The following is a 17,683-nucleotide window of genomic DNA, read 5'->3' on the forward strand; positions in this document are numbered from 1 at the left end:
GTCCACCGTCCTCGCATCACAAGGGTTGCGTCCATGAGTGCGGCCGGCCTCGCCCCCTCCCCTCTGCTCTCCCCCCTGCCCTCCGGTGCGCGTCCCGCCGCGGAAGCCGGACCGCCGCTGCTCGCGGTCGAGGGGCTGACCAAGCGCTACGGCGGCCTCGTCGCCGCCAAGTCCATCGGCTTCACGGTGCGGGCCGGCGAGATCGTCGGGCTGATCGGGCCGAACGGCTCCGGCAAGTCGACGGTGATGAAGCTCATCATGGGCCTGGAGCGCCCGAATGCCGGCAGCGTGCGGCTCGACGGCACCGAGATCGCCGGCTGGCCCTCGCACCGGGTGGCGCGGGCCGGGATCGGCCTCGTCTTCCAGCACTCGCGGCCGCTTCACCGCCAGACGGTCCTGGAGAACATCAAGCTCGCGCTCCTGCCCGACAGCCTGATTCGCCTCTTCGCCGATGCGGGCGTCGAGGCGCGGGCCCGGGCGATCGCCGAGCGGGTCGGTCTCGGCGCCGTGATGGACCGCCGCCCCGGCACCCTGCCCTTCGCTGACCTGCGCCGGATGGAGCTCGCCAAGGCGATCGCCCGCGACCCCAAGGTGGTGCTGGTCGACGAGCCCTTCGCGGGCCTGACTTCGGCCGAGGTGGCGGATTTCTCGGCCCTGATCCGCGGCTTTCGCGACGAGGGCAAGGCGGTGCTCCTCGTCGACCACAACGTGAAGAGCGTGTCGGCCCTCGTCGACCGGGTCTTCGCGATGTATCTCGGCGAGCGCGTCGCCGAGGGCACCGCCGCCGAGGTGATGCGCAACGAGACCGTGCGCCGGGTCTATCTCGGCGGCAGCATCGAGACCGCTTCCCGGCCGGAGGCGAAGTTCTCGGGCGAGCCGCTGCTGAAGGTCGAGGGGCTCGACGTGCTCTACGGCAAGGCCCAGGCGCTGCGCCAGGTCGGGATCCACGTCCACGAGGGCGAGTTCGTCTCGGTGGTCGGCCTCAACGGTGCCGGCAAGACGACGCTGTTCAACGCGATCTCGGGTCTCGTGCCGCATGCCGGCCGGATCAGCTTCGCTGGCGAGCCGCTGGCGAAGCGGACGCCGGCGAGCATCGCCAAGGGGGATATCAGGGGAGGGATCGTCCAGGTGCCGGAGAGCCGCGAGCTGTTCGGCGAGATGAGCGTGCGCGAGAACCTCGACCTCGGCGGCCAGCACCTTCCGAAGGCCGAGAGCGCGCGCCAGCTCGAATGGCTGTTCGAGCTCTTTCCCATCCTGAAGAGCCGCGGCGGCCAGATGGCCCGCACCCTCTCGGGCGGCGAGCAGCAGATGCTCACCATCGCCCGCGCGCTGATGATGAAGCCCCGTCTCCTGATCCTCGACGAGCCGACCCTCGGCCTCGCCCCGGTGATCCTGGAGCAGCTCTCGAAGGCGCTGGAGCGCCTGCGCCAGACGACGCCGATCACGGTGCTGCTCGGCGAGCAGAACGTCACCTTCGCGCTGCCCCATGCCGACCGGGTCTACGTGCTGGAGCACGCCCGCATCGTCTGGGAGGGTACGCCCGACCGCTTCGCCGCGGAGGCCGGGACAGGATACCTATAGGTGCCGAACAACAGTCGCGGGAACAAGCTCGGCAGGAAGGGCGAAACGAAGAACGCTTGACTCGGGTTAAGGCGGCCGGAGACCATCGGTCGTAACGGTGCAGGACAGCCACCCCAGGGGAGAGCGGAATGTCCTGCTACTACTTCCATTTCCAGGTCGGCAGCCGTCTCATCCGGGACACCCGCGGCGTCGAGCTCAAGGAGCCGCACGAGATCATCACCTGCTCGGCCCATATCGCGGTGCTGCTGAAGCGGCGCGCCTGCCGCGAGCCCGAGTGGAAGGAGGCGATCATCCACGTCGAGGACAAGGAGCGCCGCTTCAGCGTCTTCCTGCCGATCGCGCGGTTCGCCGATGCGATCCCGCGGTTGCAGGCGAACTAGACCGCAGAGGACCCAGCCTGGAGGACAGGCGCGCTCGACCGGCATTCCACCCCCCGGGTCATCCCGGGGCCGCGAAGGCGGACCCGGGATCCATAACCGCTGACAAAGCAAGGCGAGGCTGAACGCGCTCCGCCTCATTCGCAATCCTTAGCGGATACGGATCCCGGGTTCTCGCCTTCGGCGAGCCCCGGGATGACGTCGAGGATGATGATCCCGGAGTAAGGCTTACGCCGCCTTGATCTCCGCCACGAACCCGCCGATCTCGCGCTGCAGCGTCACGGCCTGGTGCGCCAGGGCCTGGGCGGCGCGCAGCACCTGGGCGGCGGTGCCGCCGGTGCGGTCGGCGCCCTGCTGCACCGCGTCGATGTGGTCGGAGACGACCTGCGATGAGCAATTTCTTGCCATTACAGGCGAATCGAATATCCGACGATTTTCCTATCTTTCATTCAGCAACGATCATACGACAGCCGATGTGCTGAACAGAGACACGACAGAGGAGCGGTTTGCATTCGACCAGGACGCCGCTCGTTGCAGGTTTTCGTTGCGAAATCGGCAATCGTCTCGACGGTCCGTGGCGTCATCGACGTGCTGAATCGCTTGCCGGATCGTTTGCCCGATCACCTCGCCGGATCGCCTTCCGCCGGTCAGCCATAGGCCGCCAGCGCTCGGGTGTGGCCCGGCTCGGCCACCGGGATGCCGGCATCGGTGTACTCGTTGAGCTTGTTGCGCAGGGTTCGGATCGAGATGCCGAGGATCTTGGCGGCGTGGGTGCGGTTGCCGAGGCAATGGTCGAGGGTGTCGAGGATCAGGTCGCGCTCGACCTCGGCGAGCGAGCGGCCGACGAAGGCCCGGGTCGCCGCCTCGGCGGCCTGCACCGCGCGGGCGGCGGGGCTGGCGCCCGTCAGGGCCTCGCCGTCCGGCGAGCGGATCGCGTCGGCGTCGATCTCGGGGCCGCTCGCCAGGAGCACCGCCCGGTGCAGGGTGTTCTCCAGTTCGCGCACGTTGCCGGGCCAGGGGTTCTGGGCGACGAGGCGGCGCGCCTCGGCCGAGAGCGGCCGGGGCGCGATGCCGTTCGCCTCGGCGTATTTGCGCGCGAAGTGGCCGGCGAGCTCCATGATGTCCGACGGGCGGTCGCGCAGGGGCGGCAGGCGCAGGTGGACCACGTTGAGGCGGTAGAGCAGGTCCTCCCGGAACGTGCCCTTGCGCGCCTCCTCGGCGAGGTTGCGGTTCGAGGTGGCGAGCACCCGGATGTCGACCTTCACCGGCTGGGTGCCGCCGACACGGTCGATCACCCGCTCCTGCAGCGCCCGCAGGAGCTTGGCCTGGAGCCGCACGTCCATCTCGGAGATCTCGTCGAGGAGCAGCGTGCCGCCATTGGCCTCCTCGAACCGGCCGATGCGCCGGGCCACCGCCCCGGTGAAGGCCCCCTTCTCGTGGCCGAACAGCTCGGATTCGAGCAGCGCGTCGGGGATCGCCGCGCAGTTCACGCTGACGAACGGCTTCGAGGCCCGGTTCGAGCGGGTGTGGACGTAGCGCGCCAGCACCTCCTTGCCGGTGCCGCTCTCGCCGGTGATCAGCACCGAGGCGTCGGAGCGCGCGACCTGCTCGGCGAGCTTGACCACCCGCTCCATCGAGGCGTCGCGCCACACGAAGGCGCGGGCATCCGCCGTCACCGCCTCGAGCACCGCCGCGATCAGCTCGGGATCGGGCGGCAGCGGGATGTATTCCTTGGCCCCCGCCTGGATCGCCGCCACCGCCGACTTGGCATCGGTGCCGGTGCCGCAGGCCACCACCGGCGTGCGGATGCGCTCGTCGGCGAGCGCCGTCACCAGGGTGCGGATCGACAGCGACGCCTCGCACATCACGAGGTCGGCGCCCTTGGCGCGCAGCGCGTTGAGGCCCTGCTCGACCCCGTCGGCCTGGGTGACGGCGGCGCCGCGGCTCATCGCGATCCGGGAGGCGGTGACGAGTTCGCCGTTCAGGCGTCCGATGATCAAGAGCCGCATGGCGGGCACTCCGTGGGGCGGTTTCCGGGCGGCGGGGGCGAAAGATCAGCCGTCGACCTTGACGATCTCGGTCATCGTCACGCCGAGGCGCTCCTCCACCAGCACCACCTCGCCGCGGGCGACGAGGCGGTTGTTGACGAAGATGTCGATCGCCTCGCCGACCTTGCGGTCGAGCTCCAGCACCGTGCCGGGGCCGAGGCGCAGGAGGTCGCCGATCGGCATCCGGGACGAGCCGAGCACCGCCGAGACCATCACCGGCACGTCGAAGACCTGCTCGAGGTCGGAGGCCGACTTCGCCGCCACCGGCGCGTCGCGCATCGCGGCGGTCACCGTCGTGTCGAAGGCGAGATCCGCCTCGCTGAGCTGCGGCAGGCCGAGATCGTTGTCGGAGGACATTCGCGTACCTCGTGAGAAAATAAGGTCTTGTTTCGGGGTCGGGGCGTCAGGTCACCGGTAAGGCGGCGAGGAGCGCGGCCTCGATCGCCGCGCGCTCGCGCACCACGCCGCCATCGGCCCACTCGATGCGGGCGTCGCCCGGCGCCATGCCGGGATCGCCCATCACGATCAGACGGCCCTCGTAGCCGCGCTCGCGGGCGAGCCGGGCGACCTGTCGCTCGGTCTCCTCGACGAGCGCGTCGTGCACCCGGATCGCCAGGTGCGGCACGCCGCGCAGGTGCTGGAGCGCGCGGCCCGCGGCCTCGGCGATCGCCGCCACCGGCTGGCTGTCGAGGGCGGCGCCGGCGATCTTGCGCCCGAGCGCCACCGCGAAATCGAAGGCCTGGGCCTCGCGCTCGGCGTCGCGGGCATCCGCGCCGGCGATCATGCCGGCGGCAGCCGCCGCGACGCGGTTGAGGGCGTCGGCGAGCCGCGCCTGCACCTGCGCCTCGGCCTGGGCGCGGCCCTCGTGGAGGCCGCGGGCATAGGCCGCCGCCTCGGCCTCGGCCCGGGCGGCCGCCTCCCGGGCGGCGGCCTCGGCCGCGCGGAGCGCCTCCGCCTCGGGGGCGGGCGCCTCCTCGGCCGGCGGCGGGCCGGCGGGCTGGCGGAAATCGGTGTCGAACAGAAAGCGCCGGATCTGCGCCATCAGGCTTTTTCCTTCGCTTCGACCGTGATCGTCCGGCAGGGGCGCATCAGTAGACCAGCTCTTCCTCGGCGCTGTTCTTGGCGATCATGATCTCGCCCTTCTCCGCCAGCTCCTTGGCGAGGTCGGTCATCTTCGCCTGGGCCTCGTCGACCTCCTTGAGGCGGATCGGCCCGAGCGATTCCATGTCGTTCTGCATGTTCTTGGCCGAGCGGCTCGACATGTTGGCGAAGAAGTAGGCCCGGACCGGATCCGACGCGCCCTTGAGCGCCCGGGCCAGCACGTCGCGGTCGACGCTGCGCATCAGGGTCTGGACGCTGCCGGCGTCGAGCTTCATCAGGTCGTCGAAGGTGAACATCAGCTGGCGGATCTTCTTCGCCGAGCCGCGATTGGCCTGGTCGAGGGCGGTCAGGAACCGGATCTCGGTCTGCCGGTCGAACGCGTTGAACACGTCGGCGAGCAGCTCGTGGGCGTCGCGACGGGTGGTCTGGGCGATGGTCGAGACGAACTCGACCCGCAGGATCTCCTCGATGTGGCGCAGGGCCTCCTTCTGCACCGTCTCCATCCGGAGCATCCGGTTGAGGACGTCGATGGCGAAGTCCTCCGGCAGGATGGTCAGGACCTTGGCGGCGTAGTCCGAGCGCACCCGCGACAGGATCACCGCGACGGTCTGCGGGTACTCGTTGCGCAGGAACGAGGCCAGGATCTCGGGGTCGATCTGGGTCAGGCTGGCCCAGACCCGGCGGGTCGAGGCGCCCTTCACCTCGGCCATGATCACCGCGACCTGCTCGGGCGGGAAGATCTTCAGGAGCAGCGACTCGGTGCGCTCGAAGCTCGAGGTGATGCCGCCGCTCGACGAGAGCCGCGAGACGAAGTCGACGATCAGGTGCTCGACCGCCTCGGCCTCGAGCGAGCCGAGCTGGACCATGGCGTGCGAGACCTTCTTGACTTCGTCCTCCTCCAGCATCCGCCAGATCGGGGCGCCGTCCGCCTCGCCGAGCAGCAGCAGCAGGGCGGCGGCGCGCTGGGTCCCGGGCATCTCGGCGAAGCTCAGGCCCGCAGCCGCGGAGCGGGATGCCGGCATCGAAGTCACGGCCATGGCGTCGGATTCTCTCGGGCGAGACGGAAACGTGAGGGGTTCGGGCGGGCCCCTGGAGCACCATCCGATCGCGCTGCAATCGGATGGTGCTCCAGGTCTTCAGTTTTGCCGCATTGTCTTCGACGAACAGGAATCCACTTCGTCGGGAAATGCTCTCGGTGTCAGCGGTCGTTGATCCAGGTGCGTAGCACCTCGACCGTCTCGGTCGGGTTCGACTTCACGATGTCGACGACGCGCTCGATCGTCTCGGCCTGGATCTTGCCGTTGATCTTGGCGAACTCGACCAGGCGCCGGGCCTCGTTCTCGGGCGGCGCGAGCTCGGAGGCGACCGCGCTCGCGGTCCCGCCCTCGACCGCCATCACCAGGCCGGGCTCGGCCGACAGGATCGAGACCGGGGCGAGCATCGGCACCTCGGACGCGACGACCTTCTGCACCAGCGGGCGCACCACCGTCATCAGCACCACGAGGCCGAGGAGGAAGAGCACCGACATCTCGGCCACCCGCAGCACGTCCTCCTTGGTCGGCTGGAGGAGCGAGGCGAGGAGGCCCGGCTCCTGCATGTCCGGCACCGCGGGAGCGTCGGCGAAGCGCAGGTTCACCACCTCGACCTGGTCGCCCCGGGCCTTGTCGTAGCCGACCGCGGTGCGCACGAGCGCGGTGATGCGCTCCAGCTCCGGCGCCGGCCGGGCTGCGTAGACCGGCTTGCCGTCCGGGCCGGCCGCGTAGGTGCCGTCGATCAGGACCGCCACCGACAGGCGCTTGACCCGGCCGCCGTCGCTCACCTCGGTGCGGGTGACCCGGGAGATCTCGTAGTTCGTGGTCTCCTCGTTCTTGTTCGAGGCCTCGCGCGGACCCTGGTTCTGCTGGCCCTGGTTGGCGCCCGGCAATTCGTTGCCGACGGTGACGCCGGTCTCGTTGCTCTGCGACTGCGAGTTCTCGCTGCGGGTCTGGGTCGAGCGCACCACCCGGCTCTCGGGGTCGAAGGTCTCGGAGCGGCTCTCGATCCGGTTGGCGTCGAGCTCGGCCGAGACCTGGACCCGGGCTCTGCCCTGGCCGACGATGCCGGCGACGATCTCCTCGACCTGGTTGCGCAGGCGCCGCTCGAGGCCGGTCTGGCGCTCGTCGAGGCCGATCCCCGCTTGCGCCTCGGCGCCGCGGGCGCCGTCGGCGAGCAGCCGCCCGCGCTCGTCGACGATCGAGATGCGCTCGGGCTTCAGGCCCTCGACCGCGGAGGCGACGAGGTGGCGCACCGCCCGGACCTGGCCCGGATCGAGGTCGCCGGCGAGCCGCACCACGATGGCGGCGCTCGGCGCCTCGCGGTCGCGGGAAAACAGCCGCTTCTCGGGTAGGACGAGATGGACGCGGGCCGCCTGGACCCGGCCGATGGCCCGGATCGAGCGGGCGAGCTCGCCTTCGAGCGCCCGCAGGTGGTTGACGTTCTGGACGAAGCTCGTCGACGAGAAGGCGTCGCCCTTGTCGAAGATCTCGTAGCCGACGCCGCCGGCGCTCGGCAGGCCCTTGGCGGCGAGATCCATGCGCAGGCGGGCGAGCTCGGCGCGGGGCGCCATGACGGTCTGGCCGGCATCGCCCTTGGTCTCGTAGCGGATGCCCTTGGCGTCGAGGTCGCGCACGACCGCGCCGGCATCCTGCACCGAGAGGTCGGTGTAGAGCACGCCCATCTCGGGCCGCGAGACCCGCAGGATGACGAAGGCGAAGAAACCGATGAGCGCGAGGGTCACCGCACCCATCGCGGCGAGCCGCGCGGGCCCCAGCTTCGCCACCAGATCGAGGACCGGCTTCACGACGTCATGCACCCGCCAACCGGGGCCACGGCGGCCCCAGGGCAAAATTTGCCGAGTCGTGGTTAGGCTTTGGTTAACGGCGCGCAACGGATTGCGCTCAGGCCCGGGACACCTGCGACTTCCGGGGGAAGCGGGGTGGACCGGGACGGCAGATCAAACGACGTCCGGGGAAAGGAATTGGCGCGGGTTTCCCCTCTCCCCGACATATCCCGGGCTTGCCCGGGAGCTGCAATCAAGGGACGAAGTCGGGCAAGCCCGACTTCTCGCGGAAAGAGGGCCGTGTCTCCGTTCAGGAGACACGGCAAGCGGGGGCGAAAGCCGGAGCGAGGGTGAGGGGGTGCCGGAAGAGCCTCATCCGGAAACACCCCCTCACCCTCGCGGCGAACCTCGGGTTCGCTACACGGGCTTGCCGCACCCTCTGAACGAGGGTTCGGCCCTCTCCCCGCCCGCGGGGAGAGGAGAAACCCGCGCCTTATATTTTCCCGGGCAGGCCTGCGGGTGCCGCATTCAAGACGCAGGCACCGCGTCTCACTGCCGATAGTGCTGGATCCGCGTCGTGCGCAGGCCGGCGAGGCCGTGCTGCTCGATCGAATACTGCCAGCTCAAGAATTCCTCGGTGGTCAGCGTGTAACGCTGACACGCCTCTTCCAGGCTCAGGAGCCCGCCGCGCACCGCGGCCACCACTTCGGCCTTGCGCCGGATCACCCATCGGCGCGTGTCGGTCGGCGGAAGGTCCGCGATCGTTAGCGGACTTCCGTCTGGCCCGATGACGTACTTCGCCCTCGGGCGATGCGGTTCGGTCATGATACGCTCTACACTCGACTGACCTGTCGAGACCGACGCTAGGCATCCGCGCTTAAGATTGGTTGAATCATTTCCCTCGCATGTGATTCGTAATCCACAGCAATCCACCGAATCAGTTGCCGCCGGTGCCACCGATCGCCTCGACGCTGCTGAGGGCCACGGTGCGGTCGCCGATGGTCAGGACCGGTTCGGCGCCGGTGACGTCGACGCTGGTGATCGCGCCGGAGATCTTGGTGTCGACGGCGACGCTCGACCCGGTGGCATCGAGGGCCTGGACCTTCAGGGTGTATTTCCCGTCCGCGGCGAGCTGCCCGGTCGAGGCGCGCCCGTCCCAGGTGAAGCTCTGGCTGCCGGCGGGCAGGGCCTTGGTCTGGGTGGCGACGACGTTGCCCTTGGCGTCGGTGATGGTCATCACCGCCTTGGCGGCGGCTCGCGCAGGGTTGAGCGTCCAGGTCGCAGCGCCCTCGGCGAGGGAGGTCGTGGCGCCGTCCGCCGTCACGGTCTTGCCGATCAGCCCCGAGGCGGTCGCAGCGGCCGACGCCTTGCTGGCGGTGATCAGGCTGCCGAGCTGGTCGTTGGTCTTGAGCTGCTGCTCGACCGAGGCGAACTGCACCAGCTGCTGGGTGAACTGGTTGGTGTCGAGGGGGTCGAGCGGGTTCTGGTTCTGCAGCTGCGTCGTCAGCAGGGTCAGGAACTGGTTGAAGTTCCCGGCGATCGTGCTGGCGTCGCTCCCGGTCTTGGCTCCGGTGCTCGCGGTGGAGAGGCTGGTCAGGCTGCTGATGCCGGCGGTCATCGGGGCCTCGCGGGTTCGGGATTCATCGGAGGATCGTCAGATTCGAAGGTCGAGGCCGAGGCGCTGACCGAGGTTGCGCAGGGGCGGCAGGCCTTGCGCCTCGGCTTCCGCCGCGACCGGTGTCGCGCGCTCGGCCCCCGGCGCCCGGCCGGCCTGGTCGCGCTGCGGATTCTGGCCGCCGCCGTCGCGTAGGGAGAAGCTCAGGCCCGCCTCGCCGGGATCGAGCCCGGCCTGGGAGAGCGCCTGCTGCAGGCTGGCGGCGTCGCGCTGGAGCAGCGCCAGGGTCTCGGGCCGCTCGACCACGAGATGCGCCTTCACGGCGCCGTGCTGGCGGTCGATGTCGAGGCGGACGTCGATGCGGCCGAGCTCGTAGGGATCGAGGCGGATCTCGAAGCGGTTCGAGCCCGCGAGCGCCCGCATCCCGATCGTGAGCGGCACCGCGCTCAAGGGAGCCTGGACCGAGACCGCCGGGCGGTTCTCGGCGGCGGCCGGCGTCGCGGCGTCGGCGCCCTTCGCCTGCGGCGCGGGCGCCGACGGATCGGGGGCGGCCAGGCCGTCGGGCGCGGCCGCCGCGCCGCCCTCCTGCGTCTGGTCCTCGGGGCCGCCCGCCTTCGAGGCTTCGGCCAGCAGCGCGGTGATCCGCGGATCGGCGGGGGTCGCCGCCGGCTGGATCGCGGCGGCGCCCGGATCGGCCGGTGCCGCACCGGGCGCGGCAGCTTTGCCGGTCGCGGGCGCCGTCGGGGCCGGGGCGGCCAGTGCCGGCGGGATCAAGGTGGGGGTCCCGTCGGGGGCGTCGCCCTCCGTCACCGGCTCGTCGCCGTCATCGGCCTGCGCGGTCTCGCCGGCCGCGGCGCGGACCGCCTCGGCCTGCGCCGCATCGGGATCCGCCGCCGGTGACGTCGCGCCGGTCGCGGCAGCCGACTTCGCGGCGACATCCTTCCTCACCCCGTCATCGGCCGCCGCATCGCGGGTCGCCTTGTCCCTGACGGCTCTGTCCTTGGCGGCTTTGTCCTTGGCGACCACGTCCTTGCGGCGGGCGGCGGTCTCGGCCGCGTCGTCGGCGCGGTCACGGCGGGACCGGGCCTCGGCGGCATCGGCATGCCTACCCTCGGCGTGCTTCGCTTCAGCGGACTTGGCCTCGTTCCGCGTGTCGGCGGACTTCGTCTCGGAGCCGGGCCGCGCCGGGGCGTCAGCCTCCCGCGAGGTCGTGCGGACGGTCCGTACCGCCTCCCGGTCGCCCAAGCGGAACGGCTCGTGCGCGGCGGCCCTCGCCGGCCGGGCCGGCTCGCGCCCCGCAACCCGTCCCCCCTCACCCGCTCCACTGATCTGCATCGCCGACCTCCTGGGTCCCGGCAGAGCAAGCCCCCTGCCAGTCCGGACGGACATGCAAGCCATTGATTCAGCGAGATGATTTTCCGAAGGCGATCGGTCCGGCAAGGCCGCCCGGTCGAAATCTGCCGAGGCCCCGGCAAGAACTTCCCTGCGGGCCCCGCGTCGCCCCGCCCTGGCAGAATGCCGGTCGGATCGCTATAGACTCCGCGTGCGGCGCCGGGGTCGATCCCGGGAGCCGCGATGCGTCATCTCTCGCACGGTCATGAACTCGCTCGATCTGCACAAGGCCCCGGAGGACACCCGCGTCGTGGTGGCGATGTCCGGGGGCGTCGATTCCTCGGTCGTCGCCGCGCTGCTGAAGCGCGAGGGCTACGACGTGGTCGGGATCACGCTGCAGCTCTACGACCACGGCGCGGCCACCCACCGCCGCGGCGCCTGCTGCGCCGGCCAGGACATCCACGATGCCCGCCGCGCCGCCGAGACCATCGGCATCCCGCACTACGTGCTCGACTACGAGGACCGGTTCCGCGAGGCGGTGATCGACCGCTTCGCCGACAGCTACCTCCAGGGCGAGACGCCGATCCCCTGCGTCGAGTGCAACCGCTCGATCAAGTTCCGCGACCTGCTCACCACCGCCCAGGACCTCGGCGCCGACGTGCTCGCCACCGGCCACTACGTCGCGAGCCGGGCGCTGCCGGGCGGCGGCCGGGCGCTCCACCGCGCCCTCGATCCGGCGCGGGACCAGAGCTACTTCCTGTACGCGACCACGAGCGAGCAGCTCGACCTCCTGCGCTTCCCCCTCGGCGAGCGCCCGAAGGACGAGACCCGGGCGCTCGCCAAGGCCTTCGGCCTGTCGGTCGCCGACAAGCCCGACAGCCAGGACATCTGCTTCGTGCCGCAGGGACGCTATCAGGACGTGATCGCGCGCCTGCGGCCCGACGCGGTGCGCCCGGGCGAGATCGTCCATCTCGACGGGCGGCGGCTCGGCCGGCACGACGGCATCATCGGCTTCACGGTCGGCCAGCGCCGCGGCCTCAACGTCGCGGCGGGCGAGCCGCTCTACGTCGTGCGCCTCGAGCCCGGCGAGGCCCGGGTCGTGGTCGGCCCGCGCGAGGCGCTCGCCACCTCGGTGATCCGCCTCGCCGACCCGAACTGGCTCGGCGACGCGCCGCTCTCGGCCGCGCGCGATCTGCCGGTCGCGGTGCGGGTGCGCTCGACCCGCGAGCCGCGCCCCGCGCAGCTCACCTGGAACCCGGACACGGATTGCGCCGAGATCACCCTCGCGACCCCCGAGGACGGGGTGTCGCCGGGCCAGGCCTGCGTCATCTATGCCGATGACGGGCCCCGCGCGCGGGTGCTGGGCGGCGGCACCATCCGGCGGGTCGAAGCGGAGCGCCTCGCGGCGGCCTGATACGGACCACCCGATGCGATTTTCCGAAGATTTCTTCGGGAAACCGTATCACACCCTCGCGCGTAGCCGCCCCGCGCGACGATTTTCCTCGGAGACGATACGGACATGCTGAGCGAGCCGCGAGAGGCGGGGCCCACCACCGCCTTGATGCGCAAGGCCTATGCGCGCTGGGCGCCGGTCTACGACGTGGTCTACGACAAGCTCACCGAGCCGGCGGCGCGGGACGCGGTCGAGGCGGCACTGGCGGGGGGCAAGCGGATCCTGGAGGCCGGCGTCGGCACCGGCCTGTCGCTCGGCTATTACCCGAAGGATGCCGAGGTCTACGGCGTCGACCTGTCCGAGGACATGCTGAAGCGCGCCAACCGCAAGGTGGCGCGGCGCGGCCTCACCCACGTCAAGGGCCTCCAGGTCATGGATGTCTGCCGCCTCGGCTATGCCGACGCGAGCTTCGACGCGGTGGTGGCGCAGTTCCTCATCACCCTCGTGCCGGACCCGGAAGGCGCCCTCGACGAGTTCCTGCGGGTGGTGCGGCCCGGCGGCATGATCGTGCTCGCCAACCATTTCGGCCAGGATGCCGGCACCGTCGCCAAGGTCGAGGAGATCGTGGCGCCGCTCTGCGAGAAGATCGGCTGGAGCTCGGCCTTCAAGGCCGCCCGGATCGAGGCCTGGGCCAGGAGCCGCGGCGTGACCTTCATCGGCGTGCGTCCGACCTTCCCGGGCGGGTTCTTCAAGATCCTGCGCATGCAGAAGCCCGGGTGAGCGCGCTGACCCGGCCGCAAGATCCCCCGCAAGATCCCCTGACGCAAGAACCCGCGCCCGACCCGACGCCGGCCGCCGGCCCGGAATCCGTGGCGGCTCCGGCGTGGCGCGGCTGGCTGCGGGTGCTGCCGCTCGTCGCCCTGGTGGCCCTGTCGATCGGGCTCCTCGTCGGCGGCTTCACGCGCTGGTTCAGCCTCGACCAGCTCCTCGCCTCCCGGGCCTTCGCGAAGGCCTGGGTCGCAGAGGGGTTCTGGCGCGCCTATGCCTGCGCCTACCTCGCCTATGTCGGCACGGTGATCGTGTCGCTGCCGGTCTCGGTGGTCATGACGACCCTGTGCGGCTTCCTGTTCGGGCCGGTCGCCGGGGCGCTGGTGTCGATCTCGGCCGCCACGACCGGCGCCGTCATCGTGTTCTCGATCGGCCGCACCGCGGCCGGCGAGGTGCTGCTGCGGCGCGCCGGCTCGCGGCTCGGGCGGCTCGCGGAGGGCTTCCGCCGCGACGCCTTCTCCTACGTGATGGTCTTGCGCCTCCTGCCGGTCTTCCCGTTCTGGATGACCAACCTGGCGCCGGCGATCTTCGGCGTGCGCCTGCGGACCTTCGCGCTCGCCACCCTCATCGGCATCAGCCCCGGCGCCTTCATCTACGCCTCGGCGGGGGCCGGGGTGGAGACCATCGTGGCGGCGCACCAGGCGGCGAAGGAGGCCTGCATGGTGGCCGGGGGCATCGCCTGCGACGCCGCCCTGTCGCTGCGGGCCCTCGTGACACCGCAACTTGTCGCTACCCTCGTCGGCCTCGGCGTCCTGGCGCTGCTGCCTGTCCTCTGGCGGCGCTGGCGCGGCCGTCCCGGCTGAGCGACCGGACGATCACGCGCGATTCGCTTGCCGGCGACTGGATCTTCGACAATTTGAGAATAGCTTCCCCGCCGGCCCCGTGCGAGGGGTCAGGGCGGAGCAGGTATGTTAGTGTCCGGCCGGCGCGTGCGAGAGTCGGGCGAGCGAGGACGTCGAGACCGTGCATTGGGCCGATGACGCGGCGAGCCAGGGTGGCATCCGGCGTCTCGCCGGGCGGATCGGCCTGTCCGGCCGGCTGCTGCTGCTCACGGTGGTGTTCGTCCTCATCGCCGAGGTGCTGATCTACGTGCCGAGCGTCGCGAGCTACCGGCGCTCCTGGCTCTCCGACCGGGTCGCCGCCGCCCAGGTCGCCGCCCTGGTCCTCGATGCCGCGCCCCAGAGCCGCGTCTCGGACGACCTCGCCCGGCGCCTGCTGATGGGGGTCGGCGCCCAGGCCATCGCCCTCAAGGCCGGGGGGGCGCGGCGCCTCCTCAACCTCACGCCGATGCCGCCGGAAGTGGGCGAGACCGTCGACCTGCGCGAGGCCGGCTGGCTGGAGAGCATCCGCGGCGCCTGGCGCACGCTGGCGCGGCGCGATCCCCTGCCCATCCGGGTCGTCGGCCACGGCATGGACGGGGTCGATTTCGTCGAGCTGGTCCTCGATCCGGCCCCGTTGCGTCGGGCGATGGTCGCCTTCTCGGGACGGATCCTCATCGCCTCGCTGGCGATCTCCGGCATCACCGCCGGCCTCGTCTTCCTGGTGCTGCAGCTCTCGATCGTGCGGCCGGTGCGGCGGCTGGCGCGCAACATCGCGACGTTCGCGGAGGATCCGGAGGACCTGTCGCGGCGGATCAACCCTTCCTGGCGCAGCGACGAGATCGGCGCCGCCGAGACGGCGCTCGCCCGGATGGAGACCATCCTGTCGGACGAGCTGCGCCAGAAGCGGCGCCTGGCCGATCTCGGCCTCTCGGTGAGCAAGATCAACCACGAGCTGCGCAACCTGCTCACCACCGCGCAGCTCCTGGTCGACCGGCTCGAGCATGTCAGCGAGCCGGGGGTGCAACGGGTGGCGCCCCGCCTCGTCGCGACCCTCGGCCGGGCGATCCGCTATTGCGAGGGCACCCTCGCCTATGGCCGCGCCGCCGAGCGCCCGCCCGAGCGCCGGATGACCCTGCTGCGGCCGATCCTGCGCGACGCCCTCGACCTCGCCGGGCTGGCGCCGGGCGCCGCCGTCACCATCGAGGACCGCACGCCGGAGGGGTTGAGCGTCGATGCCGACCCCGACCAGCTCTCGCGGGTGCTGGTCAACCTGGTGCGCAACGCCGTGCAGGCGATCGGCCTCGCCGGGGCCGGCGAGGGCGCTCCGCTGGTCACGATCGAGGCCGAGCGCACCGGCCCGACCGTCACGATCCTCGTCTCCGACAACGGTCCCGGCCTGCCGGAGCGGGCCCGCACCCACCTGTTCGAGGCGTTCCAGGGCTCCGGCCGCTCCGGCGGCACGGGGCTCGGCCTCGCCATCGCGGCCGAGCTGGTGCGGCTCAACGGGGGAACCCTGAGCCTCGACGAGACCCGGTCCGGAGCGCGCTTCCGCATCCTGCTGACCGACCGCGACGGCTGAACGGAGCGGTTGCCAAGGTGCGCGCCGACGCCCCATCGTAGCGTCATGTCCCTGCGCGTCCCCCTCTCCGCCGTGCGCTCCTTCGAGGCGGCGGCGCGCCGCCGCTCGTTCAAGGACGCGGCGGCGGAGCTGAACCTCACCGCGAGCGCCGTCAGCCACGCCATCCGCAAGATGGAGGCCGTCTTGGGCGTCACCCTGTTCGAGCGCCAGGGCCAGGGCGTGGTGCCGACCGCCGCCGGCGAGGCGCTGCTGGAGCACGTGAGCCGCGCCTTCGACGAGCTGCATCGCGGCCTCGACCTCGTCGCGGCGCAGGGGCCCCAGCTGCTGCGCCTGCATTGCGCGCCGAGCCTCGCGGCGCAGTGGCTGACGCCGCGCCTCGCCCGGTTCCTCGCCGCCCATCCGGGCTTCGAGGTGCGGCTCGCCGCCGGCATGGACTATGCCCGCTTCGTCGGCGACGAGTTCGACGCCGACCTCGTCTACGGCCCGCCCCGGGGCGAGGGGCTGGTGGCGGTGCCGCTCTGCACCGAGACGGTGACCCCGCTCTGCGACCCCGCGCGCGCCGCCCGCATCCGCCGCCCGGAAGACCTCCTCGACCAGGTGCTGATCCAGAGCGACAACAAGCAGGTGCGCTGGCCGCTCTGGTTCGCCCGCAACGGCCTGCCGGCCCCCCGCCCCTCGGGGTGCGGTTCGACCGCAGCTTCCTCGCCATCGCGGCCGCCGCCGACGGGCTCGGGGTCGCGCTCGAATCGACGCTGCTGGCGGAGCGCGAGATCGCCAGCGGCCGCCTCGTGGCGCCGCTCCGCGGCCTGGCGCAGGACGTGACCTACGTCGGCCACTACCTCGTCTACCCGGCGACGACGCGGCGGCGGGCGCCTTTGCGGGTCTTCGCCCGCTGGCTGGCGCAGGAGATGGGGCTGGTGCTGCCGGAGGATCTGGCGTGAGTGAGGAAGATTTTGGTTTGCGCCCTGAGGCGCATCCATGAGTCGTCCCACGGACGCGCGAGACCTCGCGCCGATCGCCGAACTCTACCACCGCGTCTGGCACGAGACCCACCGCCCGCACATGCCACAGGCCGAGCGGGACGCGCGGCAGGAGTGCTTCTTCCTGAACCGCATGACGGGGCTGATGCCGAACGTCGTCGTCTGCGAAGCGGGATCTGCGATCGTCGGGTTTGCTGCGTGGAAGGGGTCACGCCTCGGCCAACTCTTCCTCGACGCCTCCGCCCGTGAGTCCGGCTTCGCCCAGCGCCTCATGGAGGCTGCGGAACGCAGGCTGCGTGGGCAGAGATCGCGGAAGCCGAGTTGCGTTGCCTCGTCGGCAATGAACGCGCGAGACGGTTCTACGAACGCGCCGGCTGGCACGTCGCGGGGATTGTTGCCGAGGCGATCCGGAGTGAGGCGGACGGTGAACGGCGCGACTTCTGGGTGATGCGCAAGCGCCTCATCCCTCACGGGTTTCGACCTTCCGCCACGTCGGCGCCGTTCGTCACGCCAGACGCTGCGCATTCACGCGACCCGTTTCAGCAGCCAGGCGTCCTGCTTCTTCAGGAACGCCTCGAGATGATCCGGATAGGCAGCCGTCACGGCTCCCTGTACGCTCGGGCGCGCGGCCAATGCGCGGCGCCAGGCTCGCGTTCGGGGCAGACCGTCGAGCACCCCGGTCGGCGCGATCGCATCGAATACGTCGAAGTATCGGAAGATCGGCGCGAAGACCGCGTCGACCAGGCTGAATCGGGGACCGGCGAAGAAGGGGCCCTCTCCCAGTTCGGCTTCGATCCTCGCGAACTTGTCGGTGAGCCCTCTGCGCTTGGTCTCGTAGGGGCCGACGTCCTTGGCCGTCTCGAAGCCCCAGAGATCGGCCAGGATGGATGAGCCGAACTCGATCCAGCCGCGGTGACGCGCCTTTGTCAGCGGATCATCCGGGTGGAGCGGCGGATCCGGCCGAGTCTCCTCGATGTACTCGCAGATCACCATGCTCTCGAAGACGACGGCTTGCGTTCCGTCGGGCTGCGTCACGAGCAGCAGCGGCACCTTGCCGAGCGGCGAGATGGCGGAGAACCAGTCCGGCTTCCGCGAAAGATCGATGTCGCGCCGGTCATGGGCGATGCCCTTCTCGGACAGGGCGATCGCGGCCCGCTGGACGTAGGGGCAGAGGACGTGGCTGACGAGGGTGAGAGGGCTGCCGGACATG

Annotated in this window: 16 protein-coding genes and 1 pseudogene; 7 read left to right on the top strand and 10 right to left on the bottom strand. The window is 71.1% G+C overall.

The features are described 5' to 3' along the window. Positions 1-33 precede the first annotated feature (33 nt). The gene (locus DK412_RS05780; protein ID WP_109971176.1) at positions 34-1,581 is read left to right on the top strand and encodes an ATP-binding cassette domain-containing protein; all 1,548 of its coding nucleotides are present in this window, start codon (positions 34-36) and stop codon (positions 1,579-1,581) included. Between the two features lie 128 nt (positions 1,582-1,709). Further along, positions 1,710-1,961, top strand: a complete 252-nt coding sequence (locus tag DK412_RS05785; RefSeq protein WP_109971177.1) for a hypothetical protein — start codon at positions 1,710-1,712, stop codon at positions 1,959-1,961. A gap of 225 nt (positions 1,962-2,186) precedes the next feature. On the opposite strand, the gene DK412_RS05790 is transcribed toward DK412_RS05785, so the two are convergent. From DK412_RS05790 to DK412_RS30550, 9 genes are all read right to left on the bottom strand, one after another. After that, positions 2,187-2,366, bottom strand: coding sequence for a hypothetical protein (locus DK412_RS05790; protein ID WP_109971178.1), 180 nt, complete (start codon positions 2,364-2,366; stop codon positions 2,187-2,189). A gap of 239 nt (positions 2,367-2,605) precedes the next feature. After that, positions 2,606-3,967 carry a sigma-54 dependent transcriptional regulator gene (locus DK412_RS05795; RefSeq protein WP_109971179.1) on the bottom strand — a complete coding sequence of 454 codons (1,362 nt, stop codon included), beginning with the start codon at positions 3,965-3,967 and terminating at the stop codon, positions 2,606-2,608. Between the two features lie 45 nt (positions 3,968-4,012). Continuing rightward, positions 4,013-4,363 (bottom strand): flagellar motor switch protein FliN, encoded by a 351-nt coding sequence (gene fliN, locus DK412_RS05800; protein WP_109971180.1) that lies wholly within the window; start codon positions 4,361-4,363, stop codon positions 4,013-4,015. Between the two features lie 46 nt (positions 4,364-4,409). Then, entirely contained in the window at positions 4,410-5,048 is a 639-nt protein-coding gene (locus tag DK412_RS05805) for a FliH/SctL family protein (RefSeq protein WP_109971181.1), read from the bottom strand. Between the two features lie 46 nt (positions 5,049-5,094). Beyond that, positions 5,095-6,144, bottom strand: coding sequence for a flagellar motor switch protein FliG (gene fliG / locus DK412_RS05810; RefSeq protein ID WP_109971182.1), 1,050 nt, complete (start codon positions 6,142-6,144; stop codon positions 5,095-5,097). A gap of 161 nt (positions 6,145-6,305) precedes the next feature. Further along, the gene (gene fliF, locus DK412_RS05815; protein WP_109971183.1) at positions 6,306-7,946 is read right to left on the bottom strand and encodes a flagellar basal-body MS-ring/collar protein FliF; all 1,641 of its coding nucleotides are present in this window, start codon (positions 7,944-7,946) and stop codon (positions 6,306-6,308) included. A 528-nt stretch (positions 7,947-8,474) separates the two neighbouring features. Next, positions 8,475-8,750 carry a DUF1153 domain-containing protein gene (locus tag DK412_RS05820; protein ID WP_048436039.1) on the bottom strand — a complete coding sequence of 92 codons (276 nt, stop codon included), beginning with the start codon at positions 8,748-8,750 and terminating at the stop codon, positions 8,475-8,477. A gap of 112 nt (positions 8,751-8,862) precedes the next feature. Continuing rightward, positions 8,863-9,543: a flagellar hook capping FlgD N-terminal domain-containing protein gene (locus DK412_RS05825; protein WP_093566344.1), complete on the bottom strand. Its 681-nt coding sequence runs from the start codon at positions 9,541-9,543 to the stop codon at positions 8,863-8,865. Positions 9,544-9,579: 36 nt separating this feature from the next. Next, the gene (locus DK412_RS30550; RefSeq protein ID WP_245447445.1) at positions 9,580-10,875 is read right to left on the bottom strand and encodes a flagellar hook-length control protein FliK; all 1,296 of its coding nucleotides are present in this window, start codon (positions 10,873-10,875) and stop codon (positions 9,580-9,582) included. Between the two features lie 262 nt (positions 10,876-11,137). On the opposite strand from DK412_RS30550, the gene mnmA reads away from it, so the two are divergent. From mnmA to DK412_RS05860, 5 genes and pseudogenes are all read left to right on the top strand, one after another. Continuing rightward, the gene (gene mnmA / locus DK412_RS05840) at positions 11,138-12,286 is read left to right on the top strand and encodes a tRNA 2-thiouridine(34) synthase MnmA (RefSeq protein ID WP_109971184.1); all 1,149 of its coding nucleotides are present in this window, start codon (positions 11,138-11,140) and stop codon (positions 12,284-12,286) included. 105 nt (positions 12,287-12,391) lie between these two features. Beyond that, positions 12,392-13,045: a class I SAM-dependent methyltransferase gene (locus DK412_RS05845; RefSeq protein ID WP_109971185.1), complete on the top strand. Its 654-nt coding sequence runs from the start codon at positions 12,392-12,394 to the stop codon at positions 13,043-13,045. Continuing rightward, positions 13,042-13,896 carry a TVP38/TMEM64 family protein gene (locus DK412_RS05850; RefSeq protein ID WP_109971186.1) on the top strand — a complete coding sequence of 285 codons (855 nt, stop codon included), beginning with the start codon at positions 13,042-13,044 and terminating at the stop codon, positions 13,894-13,896. The genes DK412_RS05845 and DK412_RS05850 overlap by 4 nt, the downstream gene beginning before the upstream one ends. A 160-nt stretch (positions 13,897-14,056) precedes the next feature. Next, complete coding sequence (locus DK412_RS05855; protein WP_109971187.1) at positions 14,057-15,493, top strand: HAMP domain-containing sensor histidine kinase; 1,437 nt, start codon at positions 14,057-14,059, stop codon at positions 15,491-15,493. A 45-nt stretch (positions 15,494-15,538) separates the two neighbouring features. Further along, a pseudogene (locus tag DK412_RS05860) lies at positions 15,539-16,434 on the top strand (LysR substrate-binding domain-containing protein). A 564-nt stretch (positions 16,435-16,998) separates the two neighbouring features. On the opposite strand, the gene DK412_RS05870 reads toward DK412_RS05860, so the two are convergent. Next, on the bottom strand, positions 16,999-17,682 hold the full coding sequence (locus tag DK412_RS05870; RefSeq protein ID WP_109971189.1) for a glutathione S-transferase family protein: 684 nt from the start codon (positions 17,680-17,682) through the stop codon (positions 16,999-17,001). Between the last annotated feature and the right edge of the window lies 1 nt (position 17,683).

Source organism: Methylobacterium sp. 17Sr1-1 (assembly GCF_003173775.1).
Classification (GTDB): domain Bacteria; phylum Pseudomonadota; class Alphaproteobacteria; order Rhizobiales; family Beijerinckiaceae; genus Methylobacterium.